The 22,467-nt window shown below is 66.5% G+C and carries 18 protein-coding genes; 10 read left to right on the top strand and 8 right to left on the bottom strand.

The genetic code is table 11. The features are described from left to right. Window positions 1-2: 2 nt before the first annotated feature. The 8 genes from ACIPPQ_RS04770 to ACIPPQ_RS04735 all read left to right on the top strand — a co-directional run bounded on the left by ACIPPQ_RS04770 (window position 3) and on the right by ACIPPQ_RS04735 (window position 10,399). Window positions 3-1,205, top strand: a complete 1,203-nt coding sequence (locus ACIPPQ_RS04770) for a hypothetical protein (protein ID WP_446543036.1) — start codon at window positions 3-5, stop codon at window positions 1,203-1,205. Further along, window positions 1,205-3,682, top strand: coding sequence for a nitrite reductase large subunit NirB (gene nirB / locus ACIPPQ_RS04765; protein WP_446543035.1), 2,478 nt, complete (start codon window positions 1,205-1,207; stop codon window positions 3,680-3,682). The genes ACIPPQ_RS04770 and nirB overlap by 1 nt, the downstream gene beginning before the upstream one ends. Next, window positions 3,679-4,020: a nitrite reductase small subunit NirD gene (gene nirD, locus ACIPPQ_RS04760; protein WP_446543034.1), complete on the top strand. Its 342-nt coding sequence runs from the start codon at window positions 3,679-3,681 to the stop codon at window positions 4,018-4,020. The genes nirB and nirD overlap by 4 nt, the downstream gene beginning before the upstream one ends. Next, window positions 4,020-6,614: a molybdopterin-dependent oxidoreductase gene (locus tag ACIPPQ_RS04755; RefSeq protein WP_446543033.1), complete on the top strand. Its 2,595-nt coding sequence runs from the start codon at window positions 4,020-4,022 to the stop codon at window positions 6,612-6,614. The genes nirD and ACIPPQ_RS04755 overlap by 1 nt, the downstream gene beginning before the upstream one ends. Beyond that, window positions 6,604-7,473 carry a uroporphyrinogen-III C-methyltransferase gene (gene cobA / locus ACIPPQ_RS04750; protein ID WP_446543032.1) on the top strand — a complete coding sequence of 290 codons (870 nt, stop codon included), beginning with the start codon at window positions 6,604-6,606 and terminating at the stop codon, window positions 7,471-7,473. Before ACIPPQ_RS04755 ends, cobA begins: the two co-directional genes overlap by 11 nt. Window positions 7,474-7,792: 319 nt before the next feature. Next, the gene (locus ACIPPQ_RS04745; protein ID WP_446543031.1) at window positions 7,793-8,776 is read left to right on the top strand and encodes an aliphatic sulfonate ABC transporter substrate-binding protein; all 984 of its coding nucleotides are present in this window, start codon (window positions 7,793-7,795) and stop codon (window positions 8,774-8,776) included. Next, the gene (locus tag ACIPPQ_RS04740) at window positions 8,773-9,618 is read left to right on the top strand and encodes an ABC transporter permease (protein ID WP_446543030.1); all 846 of its coding nucleotides are present in this window, start codon (window positions 8,773-8,775) and stop codon (window positions 9,616-9,618) included. The genes ACIPPQ_RS04745 and ACIPPQ_RS04740 overlap by 4 nt, the downstream gene beginning before the upstream one ends. A 10-nt stretch (window positions 9,619-9,628) precedes the next feature. Beyond that, a complete protein-coding gene (locus tag ACIPPQ_RS04735) occupies window positions 9,629-10,399 on the top strand; it encodes an ABC transporter ATP-binding protein (protein ID WP_446543029.1) in 771 nt (256 codons plus the stop codon). A gap of 307 nt (window positions 10,400-10,706) precedes the next feature. On the opposite strand, the gene ACIPPQ_RS04730 is transcribed toward ACIPPQ_RS04735, so the two are convergent. The 5 genes from ACIPPQ_RS04730 to ACIPPQ_RS04710 all read right to left on the bottom strand — a co-directional run bounded on the left by ACIPPQ_RS04730 (window position 10,707) and on the right by ACIPPQ_RS04710 (window position 17,056). Next, window positions 10,707-11,717: an isopenicillin N synthase family dioxygenase gene (locus ACIPPQ_RS04730; RefSeq protein ID WP_446543028.1), complete on the bottom strand. Its 1,011-nt coding sequence runs from the start codon at window positions 11,715-11,717 to the stop codon at window positions 10,707-10,709. A gap of 9 nt (window positions 11,718-11,726) precedes the next feature. Beyond that, a complete protein-coding gene (locus ACIPPQ_RS04725) occupies window positions 11,727-13,067 on the bottom strand; it encodes a dicarboxylate/amino acid:cation symporter (protein WP_446543027.1) in 1,341 nt (446 codons plus the stop codon). Beyond that, window positions 13,064-15,466 (bottom strand): TonB-dependent receptor plug domain-containing protein, encoded by a 2,403-nt coding sequence (locus ACIPPQ_RS04720; RefSeq protein WP_446543026.1) that lies wholly within the window; start codon window positions 15,464-15,466, stop codon window positions 13,064-13,066. Before ACIPPQ_RS04720 ends, ACIPPQ_RS04725 begins: the two co-directional genes overlap by 4 nt. Window positions 15,467-15,528: 62 nt before the next feature. Then, window positions 15,529-15,669 carry a hypothetical protein gene (locus ACIPPQ_RS04715; protein WP_446543025.1) on the bottom strand — a complete coding sequence of 47 codons (141 nt, stop codon included), beginning with the start codon at window positions 15,667-15,669 and terminating at the stop codon, window positions 15,529-15,531. 208 nt (window positions 15,670-15,877) lie between these two features. Continuing rightward, the gene (locus ACIPPQ_RS04710) at window positions 15,878-17,056 is read right to left on the bottom strand and encodes an aminotransferase (RefSeq protein ID WP_446543024.1); all 1,179 of its coding nucleotides are present in this window, start codon (window positions 17,054-17,056) and stop codon (window positions 15,878-15,880) included. A gap of 141 nt (window positions 17,057-17,197) precedes the next feature. Here ACIPPQ_RS04710 and ACIPPQ_RS04705 point away from each other — a divergent pair, with 141 nt between their 5' ends. Both ACIPPQ_RS04705 and ACIPPQ_RS04700 read left to right on the top strand, forming a co-directional pair. Then, entirely contained in the window at window positions 17,198-18,109 is a 912-nt protein-coding gene (locus ACIPPQ_RS04705; RefSeq protein WP_446543023.1) for a LysR family transcriptional regulator, read from the top strand. 98 nt (window positions 18,110-18,207) lie between these two features. Next, entirely contained in the window at window positions 18,208-19,452 is a 1,245-nt protein-coding gene (locus tag ACIPPQ_RS04700; protein ID WP_446543022.1) for an acyl-CoA dehydrogenase family protein, read from the top strand. Window positions 19,453-19,492: 40 nt separating this feature from the next. On the opposite strand, the gene ACIPPQ_RS04695 is transcribed toward ACIPPQ_RS04700, so the two are convergent. The 3 genes from ACIPPQ_RS04695 to ACIPPQ_RS04685 all read right to left on the bottom strand — a co-directional run bounded on the left by ACIPPQ_RS04695 (window position 19,493) and on the right by ACIPPQ_RS04685 (window position 22,409). Beyond that, a complete protein-coding gene (locus ACIPPQ_RS04695; protein WP_446543113.1) occupies window positions 19,493-21,262 on the bottom strand; it encodes a hypothetical protein in 1,770 nt (589 codons plus the stop codon). Window positions 21,263-21,435: 173 nt separating this feature from the next. Continuing rightward, window positions 21,436-22,206, bottom strand: coding sequence for a type I methionyl aminopeptidase (map, locus tag ACIPPQ_RS04690; RefSeq protein ID WP_446543021.1), 771 nt, complete (start codon window positions 22,204-22,206; stop codon window positions 21,436-21,438). Further along, a complete protein-coding gene (locus ACIPPQ_RS04685; RefSeq protein ID WP_446543020.1) occupies window positions 22,203-22,409 on the bottom strand; it encodes a ParD-like family protein in 207 nt (68 codons plus the stop codon). Before ACIPPQ_RS04685 ends, map begins: the two co-directional genes overlap by 4 nt. Window positions 22,410-22,467 lie beyond the last annotated feature (58 nt).

Genomic DNA, 22,467 nt, shown 5'->3' with positions numbered 1-22,467 from the left:
CCATGAAAGCCACGCTCGCCTTCTGTCTCGCGCTCGCACCGGCCGGTGTCGCCCACGCCGAGGAAATCGTGCTGAAACCGCTCGGCGAAGCCCGCCTGCGCTATGAAAATGTCGATCAGGACGAGCTCGCCGACGGGGCCGAGGCGCTGACGCTGCGCGTCCGCGCCGGGGTCGAGGCAAAGGCGGGCCGCTGGTCGGCGCTGGTCGAGGGGCAAGGCAATCTCGCGATCGTCGACGATTATTTCGACGGCCTCCACGGCGCCGCCACCCGCCCGCTCGTCGGCGATCCCGACAACATCGCCCTTTCCCGCGCGCAGCTGCGATATGCGTCGCCGGCCTTCGCGCTCACCGCCGGGCGCCAGCGGCTCGGCTTCGACGACGAGCGCTTCGTCGGGAGCGTCGGCTTTCGCCAGAACGGCCAGAGCTTCGACGCGGTGCGCGCCGAGATCACGCCGATCAAGGGCATCAAGGCAGATGTCGCCTATGCGTGGAGCGTGCGCACCATCTGGGGCATCGACGGCACCGGGGCGCGGCAACAGGCGGTGTCGGGCGACAATGTCTTCGCCAACCTGAGCGCGCAAACCCCGATCGGCAAGTTTTCGACCCTTGCCTATCTGGTCGATCAGGACGAGGCGGCGATGCAGGGCTTCCGCCTGTCGAGCCAGAGCTATGGCGTCCGGCTCGACGGGAGCCAGCCACTCGGCAAGGCGAGGGTCGCCTGGCAGCTGAGCTACGCGCGCCAGTCCGACTGGCACCGCAACCCGAACGACTATTCGGCGGATTACTATCTCGCCGACGTCGCGGTCGATTTTGGAGGCCCCCGGATCAGCGTCGGGTACGAGATACTCGGCGCCGGCGATGGCAGGGCGCTCACCAGCTTCCAGACGCCGCTCGCCACGGCATTCAAATTTCAAGGCTGGGCCGACAAATTCCTCACCACACCGCCCGACGGCGTGCGCGACCTGTATGCAAGCGCGGGGTGGAGTTGGAAAGCCGTCGGCGCATTTCAGGCGGTGACGCTGCAAGCGATCTATCACGATTATCGCAGCGATCGCGCCTCGCGCTCTTACGGCGACGAGCTCAATCTTCTCGCGAGCGCGAAGCTCGGCAAATTCACAGGCTCGGCGCGCTACGCGCGCTACCGCGCCGACACCCTCGCCACCGACACCGATAAATATTGGCTACAACTGGATTGGACGCTTTGATGGAACATTGCCCGCTCAAACCCGAGGGCGACACGCGCGACCATCTCGTCGTGATCGGCAACGGCATGGCCGGTTGCCGCGCGGTCGAAGAGCTGCTGGCGCGCGATCCGGCACATTACCGTGTGACAATCTTTGGCGCCGAACCGCGGGTCAATTACAACCGCATCATGCTCTCCCCCGTGCTCGCGGGCGAAAAATGCTTCGACGATATCGTGATCAACGACGCGGACTGGTATGCGGCGAACGGCATCGCGCTCGTCGCCGGCGACCCGGTAGTCGCGATAGACCGCGCCGCAAAAACGGTGACGACGCGCGGGGGCGTAACCGAAGGCTATGACCGGCTGCTGATCGCAACCGGCTCCGATCCCTTCATCATTCCGGTCCCCGGCAAGGACCTGCCCGGCGTGATCGCATTTCGCGATATGGACGATGTCGACACGATGCTCGCGGCGGCCGACGCCGGCGGTGACGCGGTGGTGATCGGCGGCGGGCTGCTCGGGCTCGAGGCGGCGCACGGCCTTTCGCTCCGCGGCATGAAGGTCACCGTCATCCACCTGATGCCCACGCTGATGGAGCGCCAGCTCGACGAGGCAGCGGGCTGGCTGCTCAAGCAGGCATTGGAAGGCCGCGGCCAGACGATCCTGACCGGCGCCGACACCGCCGAGATCGTCGGCAACGGCAAGGTCGAGGGTGTGAAACTCAAGGACGGAACGCTGATCCCCGCCAGCCTCGTCGTGATGGCGGTCGGTATCCGCCCCTCGGTCGCGCTTGCCCGCGACGCCGGGCTCGCGGTCGGGCGCGGCATTCAGGTAGACGACCATATGGTCACCAGCGACCCCGCGGTGCTCGCGGTCGGCGAATGCGTCGAGCATGACGGGCAGGTCTACGGCCTTGTTGCGCCGCTGTGGGACATGTGCCGCAGCCTTGCCGACGGGCTCGTCGAACAGCCGACAGGATATCGCGGCTCGGTCACCTCGACCAAGCTCAAGGTGTCGGGGATCGATGTGTTTTCGGCGGGCGATTTTTCGGGCGGAGACGGGTGCGAGGATATCGTGCTGCGCGACGCGAGCCGCGGCGTCTATAAGCGGGTGATCGTCCGAGACGACCGCATCGTCGGCGCGGTGCTCTATGGCGACACCGCGGACGGCAACTGGTATTTCGATCTGCTCAAGAAGCAGGAAGACGTGTCGCAACTGCGCGACCTGCTGATCTTCGGCCAGGCCTTCGCCTCGGGAGGGGGCGCGGCGGACCCTAAGGCGGCCGTTGCGGCGCTCTCGGACGATGCCGAGATCTGCGGCTGCAACGGCGTCACCAAGGGCCAGGTCGTCTCGTGCATCGCCAAGGGCGCGCACAGCCTCGACGCGGTGCGAGGTACGTGCAAGGCATCTGCCAGTTGCGGCAGCTGCACGGGCCTCGTCGAAAATCTGCTCGCGCTGACGCTCGGTGACGATGTCCAATCGGGCCCGAAGACGATGTGCAAATGCACGAGCTTCGGCCATGACGACGTCCGCCGCGAGATCGTCGCGCAGGCCATGCGCTCGATCCCCGAAGTAATGCAGAAGCTGCACTGGACGACCCCCGACGGCTGCTCGTCGTGTCGCCCGGCGCTCAATTATTACCTACTCTGCGCGCTGCCCGGCGACTATGTCGACGACCAGCAGAGCCGCTTCGTCAACGAGCGGATGCACGCCAATATCCAGAAGGACGGCACTTACTCGGTCGTCCCCCGCATGTGGGGCGGGCTCACCAACCCGACCGAGCTGCGCGCGATCGCCGATGTCGTCGAGAAGTTCAATGCGCCGATGGTCAAGGTCACCGGCGGCCAGCGGCTCGACATCTTCGGGATCAGGAAGGAAGATCTGCCTGCGGTCTGGGCCGACCTCAATGCCGCCGGGATGGTGTCGGGGCACGCTTATGGCAAATCACTCCGCACGGTGAAGACCTGCGTCGGGTCCGAATGGTGCCGCTTCGGCACGCAGGATTCGACCGGCCTCGGCGTGAAGATCGAGCGGATGAGCTGGGGCAGCTGGATGCCGCACAAGTTCAAGATCGCGGTGTCGGGCTGCCCGCGCAACTGCGCCGAGGCGACGATCAAGGATTTCGGCATCGTGTGCGTCGACAGCGGGTACGAACTCCACGTCGGCGGTAACGGCGGCATCCATGTGCGCGCCACCGACCTGCTCTGCAAGGTCGCGACCGAGCAGGAGGCGATGGATACTTGCGCCGCCTTCATCCAGCTCTACCGCGAGGAGGCGCGCTACCTCGAGCGCACCGCGCCGTGGATCGAGCGCGTCGGGGTGGATTATGTGAAGGCGCGGATCGTCGACGATCCCGCGGGCCGCGAGGCGCTACGCGCGCGCTTCCTCTATTCGCAAAGCTTTTCGCAGGACGATCCCTGGGCGCAGCGCGCCGAGGGTGCCGAGGCCGAACATCATGCGCCGATGGCGCGCTTCACGCCGCAAAGGGAACTCGCATGACCACCGCAGAATGGCTCGACATCGGCTGGGTCGACCAAATCCCCGTGCGCGGCAGCCGCACCGTGCAAGTCGAAGGCGGCGACGACATTGCGGTGTTCCGCACCGCCGAGGGCAAGGTCTTCGCGCTGCTCGACCGCTGCCCGCACAAGCACGGCCGCCTTTCGCAGGGGATCGTCCACGGCGGCGCGGTCGCCTGCCCGCTCCACAATTGGCGGATCAGCCTGTCCACGGGCGAAGCGCTCGGCGAGGACAAGGGCTGCACCCCGACGGTGCCGGTCAAGATCGACGGCGGCCGCGTCCTCATCTGCCGCGCGAGTACCTTGAGGGCGGCTGCCTGATGGACGCGGTCCGCACCACCTGCGCCTATTGCGGCGTCGGCTGCGGAATCCGCGCGACCGTCACCGGCGCGCGGCAAGTGGAGATAGCGGGCGACCCCGACCACCCCGCGAACCGCGGGCGGCTCTGTTCGAAGGGCACCCACCTTGGCGAAACCGTCGGGCTCGAAGGCCGCCTGCTCCATCCGATGATCGGAAAGAAACGCGCGAGCTGGGACAAGGCGCTCGACCTCGTCGCGAAGAAGTTTCGCGAGACGATCGCGCGTCACGGACCGGGCAGCGTCGCTTTCTACGTCTCGGGACAGTTGCTTACCGAGGATTATTATGTCGCGAACAAGCTGATGAAGGGCTTCATCGGCACCGCGAACATCGACACCAATTCGCGCCTCTGCATGTCGAGCGCCGTTGCGGGTCATACGCGCGCGTTCGGCGAGGACGTCGTCCCCGCGACCTATGACGATCTCGACGCCGCCGACCTGTTCGTCCTCGTCGGGTCGAACACCGCCTGGTGTCACCCGATCGTCTATCAGCGCATCCGCGCACGCTGCGAGGCCGGCGCAAAGCTTGTCGTCATCGACCCGCGCCGTACCGAAACCGCCGAGGAGGCCGACCTCCACCTCGCGATCCGCCCCGGCAGCGACGTCGCGCTGATGAACGGCCTGCTCCAGCACTGCCGCGAGGCGGGCGTCGTCGATCAGGATTACCTCGACGCACACGTCGCGGTACCTGAAGACTTTTGGGACCAGCTTGGAGAGGGAAATGACCTGTGGTCGGTCGCGCGGACGTGCGACGTGTCTACCGCCGACCTCCGGCATTTCTATGAGCTGTTCGCCGCCACCCCGCGTACGGTCACCTTGTTCAGCCAGGGGATCAATCAGGCGACTGCGGGCACCGACCAGGTCAATGCGATCCTGAATCTGCATCTGGCGACGGGACGGATTGGCAAGCCCGGCGCGGCGCCCTTTTCGATCACCGGCCAACCCAATGCGATGGGCGGGCGCGAGGTCGGCGGGCTCGCCTCGACGCTCGCCGCGCACATGGATTTCGCGCCCGAAAACCGCGACCGCGTCCAGCGCTTCTGGGCCGCGCCGGCGATGGCGGCGAAGCCCGGACTGAAGGCCGTCGACCTGTTCCGCGCGATCGGCGAGGGTCGCATCAAGGCGCTGTGGGTGATGGCGACCAACCCCGCGGTGTCGATGCCCGACGCGAACGCTGTGCGCGAGGCGCTCGCCACCTGCCCCTTCGTCGTCGTCAGCGACGTGATCAAAAATACCGATACCGGCGCCTTTGCGCATGTCCGCCTGCCCGCCGCCGCGTGGGGCGAGAAGGACGGCACCGTTACCAACAGCGACCGCACCATCAGCCGCCAGCGCGCGCTCTTTCCCCTTCCCGGCGAGGCGATGCCCGACTGGTGGATCGTCAAGGAAGTCGGGCGGCGGATGGGGTGGAAAAATGCCTTCACCTACGATCGTGCCGCCGACATCTGGCGCGAACATTGCCGCCTCTCCACCTATGAGAATGATGGCGCACGCCGCTTTGCGTTGCCCGGCGCAGCGCTGGGCGGCAATGTCGCCTATGACGCGATGGCGCCCTTTCGCTGGGGCGGCGATCACCCCTTCGCCGACGGCCGTTTTTCGACCGGGGATGGCCGCGCCCGGCTGGTCCCGGTCGCACAAAAACCGCTGCCCGAACCGCTCGCCAAATGGCCGCTGACGCTCAATACCGGCCGCTATCGCGACCAGTGGCACAGTATGACGCGCACCGGTCTCGCGCCGAAGCTCGCGCGCCACCGCGAGGAGCCGCTCGTCGAAGTGCATCCTGACGATGGCGCGCGGCTGGGGCTGACCGACGGTGGGCTTGCGCGGGTCGGGACACCGCAGGGTGACAGCCTCTACCGCGTCGCCTTCCATAGCGGCCAGCGCCCCGGCGAATTGTTCGTGCCGATCCACTGGACCGACCGCACGTCGAGCGGCGGGCGTACCGGCCTGCTCCCGCGTCCGCTTGTCGACCCGGTTTCAGGCCAGCCGGGGTTCAAGCGCACTCCCGCGTCGATCGCCGCCGTCACGCCCAGATGGCGCGGTTTCCTGCTGCTCGCCCGCGAACTCGCCGACACCCCGCGCTGTCTATGGGCGACGCGCGTCGCGGTGCCGTCGGGCGTGATGTGGGAACTCGCGGGCAATGGCGAGCTGAAAGCCATCGAAGCGCTGCTTCCCAAGGGCGAGCGCATCGAAGCCCAGGACGCCGCGCGCGGCACGCAGCGCATCGCGATCGTGGCGAACGGCCGCCTCGTCGGCGCGCTCTTTGTCACCGAAACCGGAGAGCTGCCGTCGCGAGACTGGTTGATCGCCCAGCTTTCCGCGCCTCAAATCGCCCCCACCTTACTCGCGGGCCGCGCGCCGGGCGTGCAGGCCGATCGCGGTCCCGTCATCTGCGTCTGCTTCGACGTCGGATTGAAGACGATCGTCGCCGCGATCCGCGACCGGCAGCTCGCCGACGTCGCGGCGATCGGCGGGGCGCTGGGGGCGGGTACCAATTGCGGGTCGTGCCGTCCCGCGCTCGCCCGCATCTTGACCGAGGAGACAAGCGATGCAGCCTGACGATTTTCCGCCCGGAACGGTCTGGCTCGTCGGCGCGGGACCCGGCGATCCCGAGCTGCTGACGATGAAGGCGGCGCGCCTGATCGAACGTGCCGACATCGTCTTTTACGACGCATTGGTCGGCGACGGCGTGCTGGCGCTGATCCCGCCCGCCGCCGAGCGCGTCAGCGTCGGCAAAAGGTCGGGGCGCCATTCGAAGGATCAGGGAACGATCGACGCGCTGCTCGTTTCCGCGGCGCGCGCCGGCAAGCGCGTCGTCCGCCTGAAGGGCGGCGATCCCTCGCTGTTCGGCCGCGCGGCGGAGGAGACTGGCGCGCTGCAGGACGCCGGCTTTCCCGTCCATATCTGCCCCGGCATCACCGCCGCGAGCGCCGTCGCCGCGTCGGCGGGCATCTCGCTGTCGCTGCGCGGCGTCGCGCGCGACGTCCGTTTCGTCACCGCGCACAGCCGACGCGGCGCGGCGCTCGACATCAACTGGAGCTCGCTTGCCCGCGAAGGGTCCACCCTCGCCTTCTACATGGGCCGCGATGCGGCGGGGGAAATCATGCGCGGCCTGACGGGCGCCGGGATGCAGGGGGACACGCCTGTCCTGATCGCCTGCGACATCAGCAGGCGCGAAGAGCGGCGGCTGGCGACGCGGCTCGAACTGCTCGAACTGGCGACGCGCGCATTTTCTGCCGATTCACCGACACTGATACTCGTCGGCGCCGCCATGGCACCGGCAGCGCGTGTCCGCGCCACGTCAGGCGCGTCGCAGCAGCACGGCCCCGATAACAACTTCGCTGATGGACCGCAGCGCGCGCGACGGGGTCGTCGAAGCGAGCGATGCTTTGCGGGTCCCAAGCGAAACTATGCTTGACGATTTCAACTCAACCAATCAAGTTGAATTACCGGCCTGATCCCGCCCGGCTGTGATTTTCGGGATCCGCGGCTTTTGACCGGGAAGCAGCTTGCTCCGCGTTACCAACGGCTAAAGCGCGCGATGCTCAGGCGACAGCGCCAGGTATCGTGTTCCCCTCTGCGAAGCATGAGGTGAGACGATGTACATACCCCCGCCGCGATAGGGGCCTGCCCATAAGATCGCCCCGGCGTCGCCATTACGCGATCGCGCGCCGCGCGCCGGCGCCTGCCTCCCGATACATCTTCGCTGGTATCGGGAATGATAAGGCTATGTTGCAATGACTTACCTTCGCCCATCGCTGCGGTTTTTCGTCCTCGGCGCTCTTCTTTTTCTGACAGCCTGCGGCGGCGCACCCGATAACGGTAAGACGCTCAAGATCGGCGACCAGCTCCACGCGCTCAAATCCTCGCTCGACGTGTCGGGCGAAGGCCGGCCGACCGATTACACGATCGAATGGGCGAATTTCGTCGGTGGCCCGCCGATCATCGCGGCGCAGACGGGCGGCTCGCTCGATGTCGGCTGGATGGCCGAAACGCCACTGATCTTTGCGCAGGCCGCGGGCAGCCCGGTGAAGGTCGTCGCGGTGAGCAAGACAGTCGAGGGCGGCGGATCGCCCTACGCGCTCGTGGTCAAACCCGACTCGCCGATCCGCAGCATCGCCGATCTCAAGGGCAAGTCGGTGTCGTTCATGAAGGGCACGGTGCTGCACTATTTCGTCGCACGCCTGCTCGACAAGCAGGGGCTGTCGCTCAAGGACATCAAGACAGTGCAGGCGACGGGCTTCGGGACCGGGCTGCTCGACAAGGGGTCGGCCGATGCGATCACCATCGGCGAGCCCTATCTAACGCAGGCGCTCGATGCCGGGAAGGTACGTGTCCTTGCCAGCGGTGCGCCGCCGAACACGCCCGGCTTCTTCTATCTGGTGGCATCGGACGCGGCGCTCGCCGACCCGGCGAAGGCGAAGGCGATCGGCGACCTCGTCGCGCGCGCCGCGCGGGCGACGCGCTGGCAGCGGGAGAACCCCGCGAAGGCAGCGCCCGCACTCGCCAAGCGTTATAATGTCGACGCCGCGATCGCGGAAAAGATCATCACGCGCGCACCCGCAAGCTATGCGCCGATCAGTGATGCGATCATCGCGGCGCATCAGGACGAGGCCGACCTGTTCTTCAAGGAAGGGCTGATCCGCAAGAGGCTCGACGCCTCGCAAATCTTCGACAAGCGTTACGACGATATCGTCGCGGCGCAGGAGGTGGCGAAGTGAACGCGCCGACGCCAATCGCGCTCGCGGGCAACACCGGCCAGCTTGTCCAGCCGATTGTCCGCAAGGCGGGCAATCGTTCCGAACGCTTCGCCTTCGCGCGGCGCGCGACGGGGCCGCTGATCGTCGTCGCGCTGTGGGCGATTTCGACGAGCGCGGGGTGGATCGATCCGTCGATCCTCCCCTCGCCTGCGGGGATCGTCACGGGATGGCAACAACTCTGGACCGAACAGGCGCTCGCGTCGCAGATCGGGACGTCGCTCACGCGCGCACTTGTCGGCGGCGCGGTAGGCATCGTCTTCGGATTGATCCTCGGCACGATCGCGGGTCTGTCGAAGCTCGGCGAAGAATTGTTCGACGCGCTGCTCCAGATGCTGCGCACCATCCCCTTCCTCGCGCTCGTCCCGCTGTTCATCGTCTGGTTCGGGATCGGCGAGGCGCCGAAACTGCTGCTCATCGCGCTCGCGACGATGTTCCCGATGTATCTCAACACCTATGCCGGAGTGCGCAACGTCGACCGCAAGGTGATCGAGGCGATGCGCAGCTTCGGGCTTGGCGGGCGCCGCCTGATCCTCGAGGTCGTGCTGCCGCTCGCGCTGCCGCAGATTTTCACCGGGCTGCGCTTCGCGCTCGGTGTCTCGGTGCTCGTTCTGATCGCAGCCGAACAGATCAATGCGTCTGCGGGACTCGGCTATCTGCTCAACAGCGCGCAAATGTACCAGCAGGTCGACGTGATCCTGATCTGCATCGCCATCTACGCCGTCCTCGGCCTCGGCGCCGACCTGATCGTCCGCACGCTCGAACGGCTGCTCATGCCGTGGCGCGCGGGCATTGCCATCCGATAGGAGCATCTCGATGACCGCCGTCCTTTCGATCGATTTTGCCGCCGCCGCGCGTGTCCCCGAACCCGATTTCGCGCTCCATCCCGTCGCTGTCGAAGTCAGCGAAGTCAGCCGCAGCTTTGCCGGCAACACCGTCCTCGACCGCCTCGATCTCACGATCCACAGCGGCGAGTTCGTCGCACTGCTCGGCGCGTCGGGAAGCGGCAAGACGACCTTGCTGCGCATCCTGGCCGGGCTCGACGCCCCCGACGGCGGCGAGGCGTGGGTGCCCGAAGCACGCACGGTCGTGTTCCAGGAACCGCGCCTCGTCCAGTCGAAGACGGTGTGGAAAAATGTCGTGATCGGCTTGTCGGGCAAGGATGCGTCGCGCGAGCGTGCCGTGGCGGCACTCGCCGAGGTCGGCCTCGACCACCGCGTCGATGCCTGGCCGGCAACCCTGTCGGGCGGCGAGGCGCAGCGCGCGGCGCTCGCGCGCGCGCTGGTGCGCGAACCGCGGCTGCTGCTGCTCGACGAACCCTTCGCGGCGCTCGATGCGTTGACGCGGCTCAAGATGCAGCGGCTGATCGGCGAGCTCTGTCAGGCGCATGGTCCCGCGACCTTGCTCGTCACCCACGATGTCGAGGAGGCAATCCTGCTCGCCGATCGCATCCTTGTGCTCAAGGAGGGGCGTATCGGTTTCGACGCGCGCGTCCGCCTGCCGCACCCGCGCCGCGCCGGCGGCGAGGAATTCGACGCGCTGCGCGACACGCTGCTCACCGAACTGGGCGTGCCGCAGGGCGGATAATGCGTCAGGCGGCCCGGTTCGCGACGAGGTCGTCGACCACCGCCGGGTCGGCCAGCGTCGACGTATCGCCGAGCGACGAGATATCGCCCTCGGCGATCTTGCGCAGGATGCGGCGTCGGTTTCGGCTTCGTCTCCAGCGCCGAATATATCGCCGACGATCGCATCCGCAGCCTGCCCGCCGTCGATGCCGAAATCTTCAACTACGCCCATATCGTCTGCCGGCAGGACCGGCTGCAATCGCGCCTGATATCGGCCTTTCTCGAGGTGACGAGCGCCCTGCCCCCGGCGGCGCACTAATCTGTCTGCTTTACCCGTCGCGGTCCAGCCGGGCGTCCGCCAGGTCGGGAAAGACCTTGCTGACCTTGCCTGTCAGATAGTCGCCGTAGGTGCCGGTGGACTTGTGGAAATCGACCCCGTCCCAACGTGCTTCGGCCGGCTCGCCGTCCGCGGTGTCGATCGGCAGTGGCTCGACACCGGCGACGAAATCGGGATCGAAAAAGAGTGGAAAGGAATAGCGCGACACCCCCGCGCGATTGACGACGCGGTGCGGCGCCGAGCGAAAGCGCCCTCGCGTCAGGCGCTCGAACATATCCCCGACATTGATCACCAGCGCATCGCCGCGCGGCGGTACGTCAATCCAGCCCTGACGCGTGCGCACCTCCAGCCCGCCCTTGTTGTCCTGTCCGAGCAGCGTGAGCAGCCCATAATCGCTATGCTCGCCGACCCCGAACCCTTCTTCGGCCTCTGCGCCCCGCGCCAGCGCAGGGTAATGGAATATCCGGAAAAGCAGCGTCGGATGGCGCGTCAGTCCGCGTGCGAAATGCTCGGCCTCGAACCCGAGCGCCAGCGCCATGCCGCGCATCAGCGCCTCGCCCGCGCGCGTTGCGGCGTGCAGATAGGCTTCGACCGCCGGGCGCAGCGCAGGGACGGTTTCGGGCCAGAGGTTCGCGCCATGAAGCGGCAGCCCCGCGGCGACGCGGGGGTCGTTCGCGCCCAGTTCTTCGCCGAGATAGAGTCCTTCCTTAAGGTCGGGGATACCTGACGTGAGTTCGCCCGCGACGGGGAACCAGCCGCGCCACGCGATGCCGCCCTTGTCCATCGCGATCGCCGCCTTGTCGGCTTTGGGCAGTGCGAAAAAGGCCTCGCTCGCCGCCAGCAGGTCGGCGACGACCGCTGGGTCGATCCCATGTCCGGCGGCATAGAAAAAGCCGAACTCGCGGCACGCCGCGTCGATCCGTCGTGCCGTATCGGCGATCATCGCCTTGTCTGACATCAGGCGCAGCGGCGCGATATCGATCACGGGCAGGGTTTGAGTCATCGCATCGACCTATCGCAAAAGCCGGCGCCTCGCCATCCAGGGCAAGTCAGGCCGGCAGCGTCGCGCCGGTGGCCGGATCGGGGCGCAGTCCTCCAAAAGGCCCGCCCGCTTCGCGACGATCGCCGGAACCAGCGCCTGCCCCGCGACATTGACCGCCGTCCGCCCCATATCGAGGATCGGATCGATCGCCAGCAGCAGGCCGACTCCTTCGAGCGGCAGGCCGAGCGTCGACAGCGTCAGAGTCAGCATCACCGTCGCGCCTGTCAGTCCCGCCGTAGCGGCCGACCCCAGCACCGAGACGAGCGCAATCAGCACATAAGCATCGACCCCCAGCGGCACGCCATAGAATTGCGCCACGAAGATCGCCGCAATCGCCGGATAGATTGCCGCACACCCGTCCATCTTTGTCGTCGCCCCCAACGGCACGGCAAAGGCCGCATAGGCCGGAGGCACGCCAAGCCGGCGCTCGACGACGTCCTGCGTCACCGGCAGTGTGCCGATCGACGAGCGCGACACGAAACCCAACTCGATCGCCGGCCAGACGACGCGGAAGAAGCGCGACGGTGCAATGCCGTTCGCCCACAGGAGCGCCGGGTACACCACGACGATGACCAGCAGCAGGCCAGCGTAGATGGCGATCGCGAACTGCCCGAGCGAGCCGAGCGCGCCCCATCCGTAGCGCGCTATCGCATCGCCGATCAGCGCCGCCGTGCCGATCGGCGTCAGGCGGATCACCCACAGCAACAGACGTTTGAAAATAGCGAGAAGCGATGCGTTGAAAGCCAGAAACGGCTCGCCACTCGGCCCGACGCGTACCGCCGCCGCGCCAACCGCGATAGCCAGAACGATGATCTGCAGGACGTTGAACGACAGCGCGGTGGCGGGAAGCCCCTCCGCGATCTTCGTCGATGCCGACAGGCCCAGAAAATTGGCCGGCACCAGCCCCTTCAGGAAATCGAGCCAGCTTCCCGTCGTTATCGGCGCGACCGCAGCCGACACGTCGACCCCGGTCCGCAAACCGGGTTCGAGAAGCAAGCCGAGCGCAATGCCGATCACCACAGCGATCAGTGCGGTCGCGGCGAACCACAAAAGCGTCCGCGCGACGAGGCGCGCAGCGTTGGCGAGGTCCTTGAGCGCCGCGATCGACGCGACGATCGCGGCAAAGACCAGCGGAGGGACAAGCGCGCGCAGCAGCTGCACGAAGATCGAACCGGTCGTCTGCAACGCCTCGCCCAGCGCGCTCGCCTCGCCCAGGCTACGCGCCCAGAAGCCGAGCCCGACGCCCAGCGCGAGGCCGATGAGGACCTGCACGCCGAACGACGGGAGTTTCCATGACCCGGTGCCGCTCACCAGTTCAGCCCGATGCGGGCGTAGAGGTAGCGCCCGTTGAAACCGAACGGTGAATAATAGGGGAAGCCGACGACGCCCGTCGTATTGAGCGCGGCAGGTGTCGCGTCGGGATAGACGTCGAACAGGTTGCTCGCGCCGATCGCAAATTGTGCGCCCTTCACCGGCGCGTAGCGCAGCTCGAGGTCGGTGATGACATGCTTGCCGGTCAGGATGTCGGCCGAACCGTTCGCCGCCGTCCCCGGCTGGTTGACCTCGCCATAATAGGTTGCGCGCAAAGTCGCGCCGAGAGCGTCGCCCGACCAGTCGATCGCGCCTGTCACCTTCTCGCGCGGCGTGCCCTCTTCGATCGACGCGATGCGGTTGCGACCGAGCAGCGGCGGCGCCGGGTTGAGCACCGCGGTCGAGGTCGGGATGCGCAGCACGTCGACGTCGTTGAAATTGGCGGCAACGGTGAAATCGAACGTCCCCAGCGTATCGGTCCGCGCCTTGTAGTTGGCGACGACATCGACGCCGCGGGTGCGGGTCTTGAGGCCGTTGATGAAGAAGCGCGCGGCGGGAACGTTGAACGGCGCAAGGATCGCCGCGACCTGCGGACTGAAGCTCGCCTGGATATTCTCCGACAGCGCGAGCTGGTCGCGAATCTTGATCTGATAGGCATCGACGGTCAGGCTGAAGCCGCCCGCACGGATCACCGTGCCCACCGAGAAGTTCGTCGATTTCTCGGGCTCGAGCGGCAGCCCGCCGAGCGCGGCGGCGACGGGGCTGACCGAAGGGAACTGGCCGGTCAGGACCGGCGCGCCATTTTGCACCACCGAGGCAATCGAGGTGAAATATTGCTGCTGGAGCGACGGCGCGCGGAAGCCGGTCGATGCCGTTCCGCGCAGCGCCAGCCAGTCGGCCGCGTCGAAGCGCAGCGAGACCTTTCCGTTCGCGGTCGATCCGAAGTCCGAATAGTCCTCGACGCGCCCGGCGAGACCGAGCAGCAGCGACGGCGTCAGCTTCGCCTCAAGGTCCAGATAGGCGCTCGCGTTGCGGCGGCTTTTCTCGATCGCATTCAACGGCGAGAAACCGCCGAAGCCCTGCGCGCCGGGCGCCTGTCCGGGGATCGCGCCGGTCGGCGGATAATCATAGGAAGCGCGCTCGCCCGCAGTGATCTTATACCCCTCGCGGCGCCCCTCGACCCCGAAAGCGACGTTCAGCTCTTCGAAGACGTCGAAGCGGCGCGACACGTCGAGTCCGAGCACCCACTGATCATAGGCGACCGCACCGTCGTAAAAATCGGTCGGCGACGCATTGCCATAGCTGTAGTTCGCCGAATTGAGCGTCCGGAACTCGATGCGGTTGCGCCCGTAGCTGAGGTTGAGGTCGACATTCCATTCGCCGAGATCGCCGCGCAGCCCGACCGCCGAGTTGAGGTCGCGCGACTTGGTGTTGATCAGCGGCAGGAACCCGTCGGGCCAGATCAGCGAGACGGCGGCGGCTGCGGCGGGAAGCCGCGGGAATGCTGCACTCTTGCTGTCGCGGTTCTGATAACCCGCCCAGCCATAAAGTTCGATCCCTTCGGCGACCGGCGTCCCCGCGTTGACCCACAGCGAATATTGCTCGACCTCGGGATCGCCGAAGCGCCCGGTGACCCGCGAGGGCGTAACGCGCGGGTCGAAATCGGCGCGGTTGGTCGGCTTGCGGTGGACATATTCGCCCGAAATCGTGACATAGCCCTCGTCGCCGAGCGCGATCCCCTGCCAGCCCGACACGGTCAGGACGGGTTCGCCCGTCTTGCTGCGGCTGCCGCGCGCGGTGTCGATGTCGGTGTTGTAAAAGCCGTAGGTGGCAGAGACGCCGCCGCCCTCGCGCGCTTCGCGCAAGCGGACGTTGACCACCCCCGCGATGGCGTCCGAGCCATATTGCGCCGCAGCGCCGTCACGCAGCACCTCGATCCGGTCGAGCGCGACCGTCGGGATGGTGTTGAGATCGACCGCCGCCGAACCGCGCCCGACACTGCCGTTGACATTGAGCAGCGCCGACGTGTGCCCCCGCGTGCCGTTGATCAGCACCAGCGTCTGGTCGGGCGCCAAGCCGCGCAAGGTCGCGGGGCGGATCGCGTCGGTGCCGTCGACCGCCGACGGACGCTTGAAGTCGATCGACGGCGCAACCGTCGCGAGCGCCTGCCCCAATTCGGTCAAGCCCTGACGCCGCAGCGTCTCGCCGCCGAGCACATCGACCGGGGCCGGCGAATCGAGCCGCGATCGCCCCGCGGCGCGCGTGCCGGTCACGATGATTTCATCGCCTTGCGCGGCCTCGTCGGCAGCCGGGATGTCCGCGTCCTGCGCAGAGGCCGGCGCCGCTGCGAAGGCGGCGATGGCAAGGAAGCTGGTGGCGACGATGGGGAAACGCTGCATTGGGAGAGTCCTTCCTGAGTGTTGCTTGTTATCGTGTCGGGAATGTGGGTCGGCGCGTTCGATCACAGGCCGAGCCGCTGCCAGAATTCCTGCGCGCTCACGCGCCTCAGGTCGGCGGGAAGCGGCGACCAGGACGGATGGGGAAGCGGCTGCGCGGCGGCTACTTGGCGGTGGCGGGGGTTTTCCTGGCGCCGGACTCTCATATCGTATCTCCTTTCACAGAAGCACGAATCCGACACGCGTCAGGCCTTCGTGCGCTTTAGCCGTTGGTGACGCGGAGCAAGCTGACAGCCATCAAAAGCCGCGAGGCCCGAAGACTTGCGATTTATCTACTTATTTGATTGAGATATGTCGCGCCAAGCTTTCTTGTCATCGCAAAAGGAAATATTTGGACCGGACCGCCGGAGGTTTCTATGCCCCGGCTTCGGCCGCCAGCGCATCGCGAAACCGCGCCAGCCGTGCGACCGCGTCGTCGAGCGTCGCATGATCCTTCGCAAAACAGAGCCGCAAAATATGCCGCGGCCCCTCGCCTTCGAACAAGGCGGACACGGGGATCGAGGCGACCCCCGCCTCGCGCACCGCGCGCTCGCTGAATGTCCGGTCATCGAGCGCAATGCCCGACGCCGCCAAGTCAATGCACAGGAACCATGTCGCGTCGCCCGGCAGGACGACAAAGCCCGCGCCAGCCAGGCCGCGCACAAGCCGTTCGCGCGCCGCCGCCCATGCCCCGCGCTGCGGCGCGAACCAGATGTCGGGCCGATCGAGCCCCTCGGCGACCGCCCATTGCAGCGCCGGCGGCGTCGTGAAGGTCAGGAACTGGTGCGCCCGGCCGATCGTGCGCGCGAGGTCGGGTGCGGCGCACAGCCAGCCGGTTTTCCACCCGGTCAGGCCGAAAATCTTGCCCGCAGACCCGATCTTCACCACGCGTGCTTCCATCCCGGGCAGCGACCACAGGGATCGATGCGGCGCGCCGTCGAACCGCACATCCTCCCAGACTTCGTCGCAGATCGCGATCAGATCGTGCCGACGGCAAGCGTCCGCGACGAGCGCGAGTTCGGCATCGCTCGCAACCTTGCCCGCGGGATTGAGTGGATCGTTGAACATCAACAGCCGTGTGCGCGGCGTAATCGCACGCTCGAGCGAATCCACCTGGTAACGCCAGTGAGGCGGCTGCAACGCGACCGACACCGGAATGCCGCCGGCGCGGCGGATCATCGGCGCATAGCTGTCATAGGCAGGCTGGAACAGGATGACCTCGTCGCCGGGCCGCACGAGCGCAAGCAGCGAAGCGGCGAGCGCCTCGGTCGCGCCCGATGTCACGATCACCTGTTCGCGCGCGATCTCGAGCCCCTGCCGCCGCGCATAAAAGCGGCCAATCGCGTCGCGCAGCTCGGCAAGGCCGAATGCCGGCGGATATTGGTTCGACTTGTCGCGCAGCGCGCGCGCCGCCGCCTCGATCATGTCGGGCAACGGCGGCTCGTCGGGGAAGCCCTGCCCCAGGTTGATCGCGCCATGCGCCATCGCCAGCCCCGACATATGCTCGAAAATCGTGGGAGCCATCGCATCATAGAGGGGGTGCACGCGGCTCATTCGGGTCTCCGGCAAAAAGCTCCTGTCCGCTTGTCGCGCATCGGGGGCCTCGCTGTAAAGCGCGCGCCACGTAGCTTCCCTTCGGCGCCCCTGCTGCTATGCACCAACGATCACGCCGCCTGCTGACTTCAGGAGAACGCCTTGCGGCATCTCGCCCGCTTCGACCTCAACCTGCTCCGGATCTTCGACGCGATCTTCGCGAAGGGCGGGGTCTCGGCGGCGGCGCGGCACCTGAACCTGTCGCAGCCCGCGATCAGCCATGCGCTCGCCAAGCTGCGCGATATCTTCAGCGACCCACTTTTCGTGCGGCAGGGCAATCGCCTCGTCCCGACCTCCGCCGCGCGCGCGATCGCGGGTCCGGTGCGCGAGGCTCTGCGCGGACTCGATGTCGCGCTCGACGCGGCGACCGCGTTCGACCCCGCCGAGGCGACGCGTGAGTTCCGCATCGGCGTGCGCCTGTCGGGCGAAATGCCGCGCTTTTCTTCGCTCGTGTCGCGTGTGCGCGCCGAAGCGCCGCATGTCGCGCTCGCCAGCGTCACCTTCCGCCGCCGCGACCTGGCGGCGATGCTCGCGAACGGCGATCTCGACCTCGCGCTCGATGTCGCGCTGCCCGCCGACGACCGGCTCTGCCGCCACTATCTCGGCACCGAACCGCTCGTCGTCGTCGCACGCAAGGGACACCCGCGCGTCGACGGCGCGATCGATCTCGATACCTATCTGGCGCTCGACCATATCATCGCGACGGCGCGGCCCTATGGTCCCGGCATCGAGGATATGGCACTCGACCAGATGGGCCTGACGCGGCGCGTCGCCGTGCGATGCCAGCATGCGATCACCGCCTGGCAGATCGTCGCGACGTCGGACATGCTCTTCGCGCTCCCGAGGTCGCACGCCGCGGTCCTCGACGCGATGTGGCCGATGCAGCTCGTCGACCTGCCGCTGCCGGTCGAACCGGGCGGCAGCTATCTTTACTGGCATCAGGCGGCGCAGGCCGATCCCGGCCTCGGCTGGCTGCGCGCGATCATCGTCGACGAACTCACGGCAGCGACTTAGTCATTCTCCAAACGAATATCGACTATTCGATCCTATCATTTTCTTAAATGACATGGTGCGCTTAGTATCCGCGGTGAAAATCCAATGGAGACCTGCCCATGACCGAAATCGAACTTCAGGCCGAACTCAACGACCTCCGCATGTCGAAGGAGGCGCAGCCGCTGTTCGACGCGGTGAAACGCCATATCGCCGAGAATGTCGATCCGATCACCGAAGAGTTTTTCCGGCTCGGCGAAGGCCGCGCCGATCGCTGGAGCTGGGCGCCGGGGCAGCTCGAACTGCTCGAGGGCGCGAAGAACAAGGCGAAGGCGGCGGGGCTCTGGAACTTCTTCCTGCCGCACGGCGACACGGGAACGCCGCTCAGCAACCTCGACTATGCCTATATCGCCGCGGAACTCGGCAAATCGCCGCTTGCGTCGGAATCGCTGAACTGTTCGGCGCCTGACACGGGCAATATGGAAGTGCTCGAAATGGTCGGCACACCCGACCAGAAGGAGCGCTGGCTGAAGCCGCTCCTCAATGGCGAAATCCGCTCGGCCTATGTGATGACCGAACCCGGCGTCGCTTCGTCGGACGCGAGCAATCTCGAAACCACCGCCGTGCTCGACGGCGACGAGTGGGTCATCAACGGCGAGAAATATTTCATCAGCGGCGCCGGCGATCCGCGGTGCAAGATCCTGATCTGCATGTTGAAAACCAACCCCGAAGCGTCGCGCAAAGGGCAGCATTCACAAATCCTCGTGCCTATGGACACGCCGGGGGTGCAGGTGCTGGGGCCGATGCGCGTGTTCGGCGCCGACCATGCGCCGCAAGGCCATATGCACATGCGTTTCGACAATGTCCGCGTGCCGCGCGAGAATATCCTGCTCGGCGAGGGGCGCGGGTTCGAGATTTCGCAGATGCGCCTCGGCCCGGGCCGTATCCACCACTGTATGCGCACGATCGGCAAGGCCGAGGTCGCGCTCGACCTGATGGTGAAGCGCGGCAACTCGCGCACCGCGTTCGGCAAGCCGCTCTCGCAACTCGGCAAGAACCTCGAGGTCATCGCGCGCGCGCGCGTCGAGATCGAGGCGATGCGGCTGATCGTTCTGAAAGCCGCAAAGGCGATGGACCTGCTCGGCAACCGCGAGGCACGCGTGTGGGTGAGCATGGCGAAAGCCATGGTCCCCGAACGCGCCTGCCAGATCATCGATCAGGCGATCCAGATCCACGGCGCGACCGGCATCTCGCACTGGACGCCGCTCGCCGAACTCTATGCGGACGTGCGTCACCTGCGCTTCGCCGACGGCCCGGATGAGGTCCATTATATGGTGGTCGGCCGCGACGAACTCGCCCGCCACTGATCAAGCTGGCGGCGCTTTCGGGCGCCGCCCGCCAACACCCCTACAACCGCTCCATGCGGAGCCAGCGCGCATCGCCGATCCAGGCTTTCGATAGCGCCTTGTTCGCGGCGGCGGCTTCGAGCTTATGCCCCTGCGCGGCTTCGCTGCGGCCGAGTCCATACAGCGCCCAGCCATTGTTCGGCGTTTGCGCGAGCGCCCCGCGAAAAGCGTCGCTCGCTTCGGCATGGCGCCCCGCGCGAAACAGCGCCGCACCGAGCGACTGCTTGACCGGATAATACCAGTAAGCGGGCTCCTGATAGGGAATGCTCCCCTCGATTTCCGCCGCGCGTCGATAGAAGGCGATCGCTTCGTCCGAACGTCCCTGTGCGGACGCAAAGCGGCCCTGCGCCACGAGTTCGGCGAGCATCAGCAAGTCGGCAGCGGGCACGCCTTGGTCGATCATGCCCTTCAACGCGCCCGATGTCCGGAGGCTTTCCATCGCAGCCATTTCGCGGTCAAATCCGGCGCGGTCGCGAAGCCCCGCATAGGCGACGCCGCGCGCATAGTGGCGCATCCCGGCCGCATAAGGCAGCCGCGGATCGGCCGCTGGCATCGCCAATATCGCATTCGGCTCGGCGAACTGCGCCATCGCCATATAGGGCGCGGCATCGATCGCCTGGATCCACGCGAGACGCGCCGAGGTTTCGGGATCGAGCACGGTCCGCAGGCGCTGCGCCTCGCGGACCGCAGTGCGCATGTCGCCCGCCATTTGGGCCGACGTCACGATGAAATGGATATTGTGCGGATAATAGCCGTAGCGCACGATACCATTGTCGCCCGCGCTGCGGATATACGCCTCGTCCGCACGCGCCGCCGCGATATTGGCGCGGATGGAGTCGGCGTGCCGACCGCGTAGCTGAAAGATATGCCCCGGCATGTGGACGAGGTGCGCGGCGCTCGGCGCCGACGGATTCGCGAGCCGGTCGGCGGCGGCCTCGGCGCGCTTGGGGTCGCTCGCCTCGAGCAGATGGATATAGAGATGGTTCGCCTGCACATGGGCGGGATTGCGGCGCAGCACCGCTTCGACGAGGCGCACGGCTTCGCCGCTGCGGCCCACGGGCGTTTTCTTGTCGGCCTCCCAATAATTCCAAGGGCTAGTATCCATCGCCGCCTCTGCCGCGAGGACCGCGACATCGTCGTCACCCGGAAAGCGGCGCGCGACGTCGAGCATCGCGTCGGCATAGGCGGCGTCGAGCGCGGCACGGTCCGCCTTCGCATCGCGCGAATAGCGCTGCGCGACCGCTTCGATCAGCGCGCGCTCCATCGGTGTCGTCCCGCTGCGCAGCGCCATGGCGCGGTCCATCGCGTCGAGCGCCGCGCCATGGTCGCGATCGTCCATCGGCGCGTTGATGTTCGGACCGAGCGCAACCGCCTCACCCCACCAGCACATCGCGCATTCGGGATCGAGGCGCTGCGCCTCGCGGAACGAGCGCACCGCGCCAGCGTGGTTGAAGCCATAGGTCAGGATCAGGCCCTGGCTGAAATAACGCCGGGCCTGCGGCGCACGCGTCGAAACCGGGAAGGGCGACGCGGCGAGATCGGGATAGAGAGGGATCGTTTTCCCCGCGCTCGCCGGCGCCGCGATGGCGGAGGCGATCAGCAGTTCGTTGGCGAGCATCGATCCCGCGCGCCGCACACCGCATGAAAGCGAGGCCAGCCGGCTGGGGTCGAGCGCATCGAGCGCCGCGGCCGAAAAGCCCGGCAAGGGCGAAAAACTGGCGAGAGAAAAACCGGCGCCGACGATCGCAGCGAGCCTTAACGGACGATGCATCACAATCCCCCTCTTCCTGCGAAGGCGAACCAGAAACAAGCTTCCAACCTATCACAAAAGTAGACTATCCCCAAGTTTGGGTCTTGAGATCATATTCCCGATTAAATTCCGCAAGATATACTGCAGAGAATCAAGAATCTACGGCATATGTTTATTTGCTATCGCCCGAATCTTCAGTGAAGGCGCGCCTTCTCGCCGGCTCGCAAGGTCAGCACGCGCACGCCGTCGCGCGTGACGGCAACGGTGTGTTCGAACTGCGCCGACAGTTTCCCGTCGGCCGTCACGACGGTCCAGCCGTCGGCCAGCGTCCGCACCGATCGCCGGCCCTGGTTGAGCATCGGTTCGATCGTGAACACCATGCCCTCGCGCAGGATCAGCCCGGTTCCGGGCCGGCCATAGTGGAGGATTTGCGGCTCTTCGTGCATCTCGCGGCCGATGCCATGTCCGCAATATTCGCGGACGATCGTATAGCCATGGCGTTTGGCGTGGCGTTCGATCGCGTGGCCGATGTCGCCGAGCCGCGCGCCCGGGCGCACCGCAGCGATGCCTTGCCACATCGCGTCATAGGTGACCGAAACCAGCCGCCGCGCCGCCGGGGCGACGTCGCCGATCAGGTAGGTCTTGCTGGAATCGGCGATATAGCCACCCTTTTCCAGCGTGATGTCGAAATTGACGATATCGCCGTCCCGCACGATGTCGGTTTCGGACGGCACGCCGTGGCACACGACATCGTTCCGCGAACAGTTGAGGACATATTCATAGCCATATTGCCCCTTGCTCGCGGGGCGCGCAGACAGGCGTCGCACGATCAGATCGTCGACCATGTCGTTCACCGCCATCGTCGACAGGCCGGCGAGTGCGAGGCTGTCGAGATGTTCGAAGACCGAAGCGAGCAGGCGCCCGGCCTCCGCCATCAGCTCGATTTCGTGCGGGGACTTGGTCACGTCCCCGCCCGCACCTCGTCGGCGCGGACCGCTTCGCGCAGTTCGCGCGACGCGACCTCATAGAACGTCAGCCCGGGCTCCAGCTCGCAGAGCATACCGATCCGGATCCAGAACGCCGCCTGCGCATTGATCGAACGCCCCGACGCCTTGCACGCCTTGCGAAGCTGGTCGTGCAGATCATCGTCGATATTCACGATTCCCATGAACTTGCCCCGACTATATAAAACATATATGATTCATATATTCGAGATCGCAGGGATC

The organism is Sphingopyxis sp. LARHCG72, assembly GCF_052871675.1.
Note: the sequence above shows the minus strand (reverse complement) of the source record. Positions and strands in the feature narration are given on the sequence as shown.

Excerpts from the sequence above, each read along its gene's own strand:
- ACIPPQ_RS04695 (WP_446543113.1), bottom strand. The coding sequence starts at position 21,262 with ATGCATCGTCCGTTAAGGCTCGCTGCGATCGTCGGCGCCGGTTTTTCT.
- nirD (WP_446543034.1), top strand. The coding sequence starts at position 3,679 with ATGACCACCGCAGAATGGCTCGACATCGGCTGGGTCGACCAAATCCCC.
- ACIPPQ_RS04735 (WP_446543029.1), top strand. The coding sequence starts at position 9,629 with ATGACCGCCGTCCTTTCGATCGATTTTGCCGCCGCCGCGCGTGTCCCC.
- ACIPPQ_RS04755 (WP_446543033.1), top strand. The coding sequence starts at position 4,020 with ATGGACGCGGTCCGCACCACCTGCGCCTATTGCGGCGTCGGCTGCGGA.
- ACIPPQ_RS04715 (WP_446543025.1), bottom strand. The coding sequence starts at position 15,669 with ATGAGAGTCCGGCGCCAGGAAAACCCCCGCCACCGCCAAGTAGCCGCC.
- ACIPPQ_RS04720 (WP_446543026.1), bottom strand. The coding sequence starts at position 15,466 with ATGCAGCGTTTCCCCATCGTCGCCACCAGCTTCCTTGCCATCGCCGCC.
- ACIPPQ_RS04770 (WP_446543036.1), top strand. The coding sequence starts at position 3 with ATGAAAGCCACGCTCGCCTTCTGTCTCGCGCTCGCACCGGCCGGTGTC.
- ACIPPQ_RS04700 (WP_446543022.1), top strand. The coding sequence starts at position 18,208 with ATGACCGAAATCGAACTTCAGGCCGAACTCAACGACCTCCGCATGTCG.
- ACIPPQ_RS04710 (WP_446543024.1), bottom strand. The coding sequence starts at position 17,056 with ATGAGCCGCGTGCACCCCCTCTATGATGCGATGGCTCCCACGATTTTC.
- ACIPPQ_RS04745 (WP_446543031.1), top strand. The coding sequence starts at position 7,793 with ATGACTTACCTTCGCCCATCGCTGCGGTTTTTCGTCCTCGGCGCTCTT.
- ACIPPQ_RS04685 (WP_446543020.1), bottom strand. The coding sequence starts at position 22,409 with ATGGGAATCGTGAATATCGACGATGATCTGCACGACCAGCTTCGCAAG.
- cobA (WP_446543032.1), top strand. The coding sequence starts at position 6,604 with ATGCAGCCTGACGATTTTCCGCCCGGAACGGTCTGGCTCGTCGGCGCG.
- ACIPPQ_RS04730 (WP_446543028.1), bottom strand. The coding sequence starts at position 11,717 with ATGACTCAAACCCTGCCCGTGATCGATATCGCGCCGCTGCGCCTGATG.
- nirB (WP_446543035.1), top strand. The coding sequence starts at position 1,205 with ATGGAACATTGCCCGCTCAAACCCGAGGGCGACACGCGCGACCATCTC.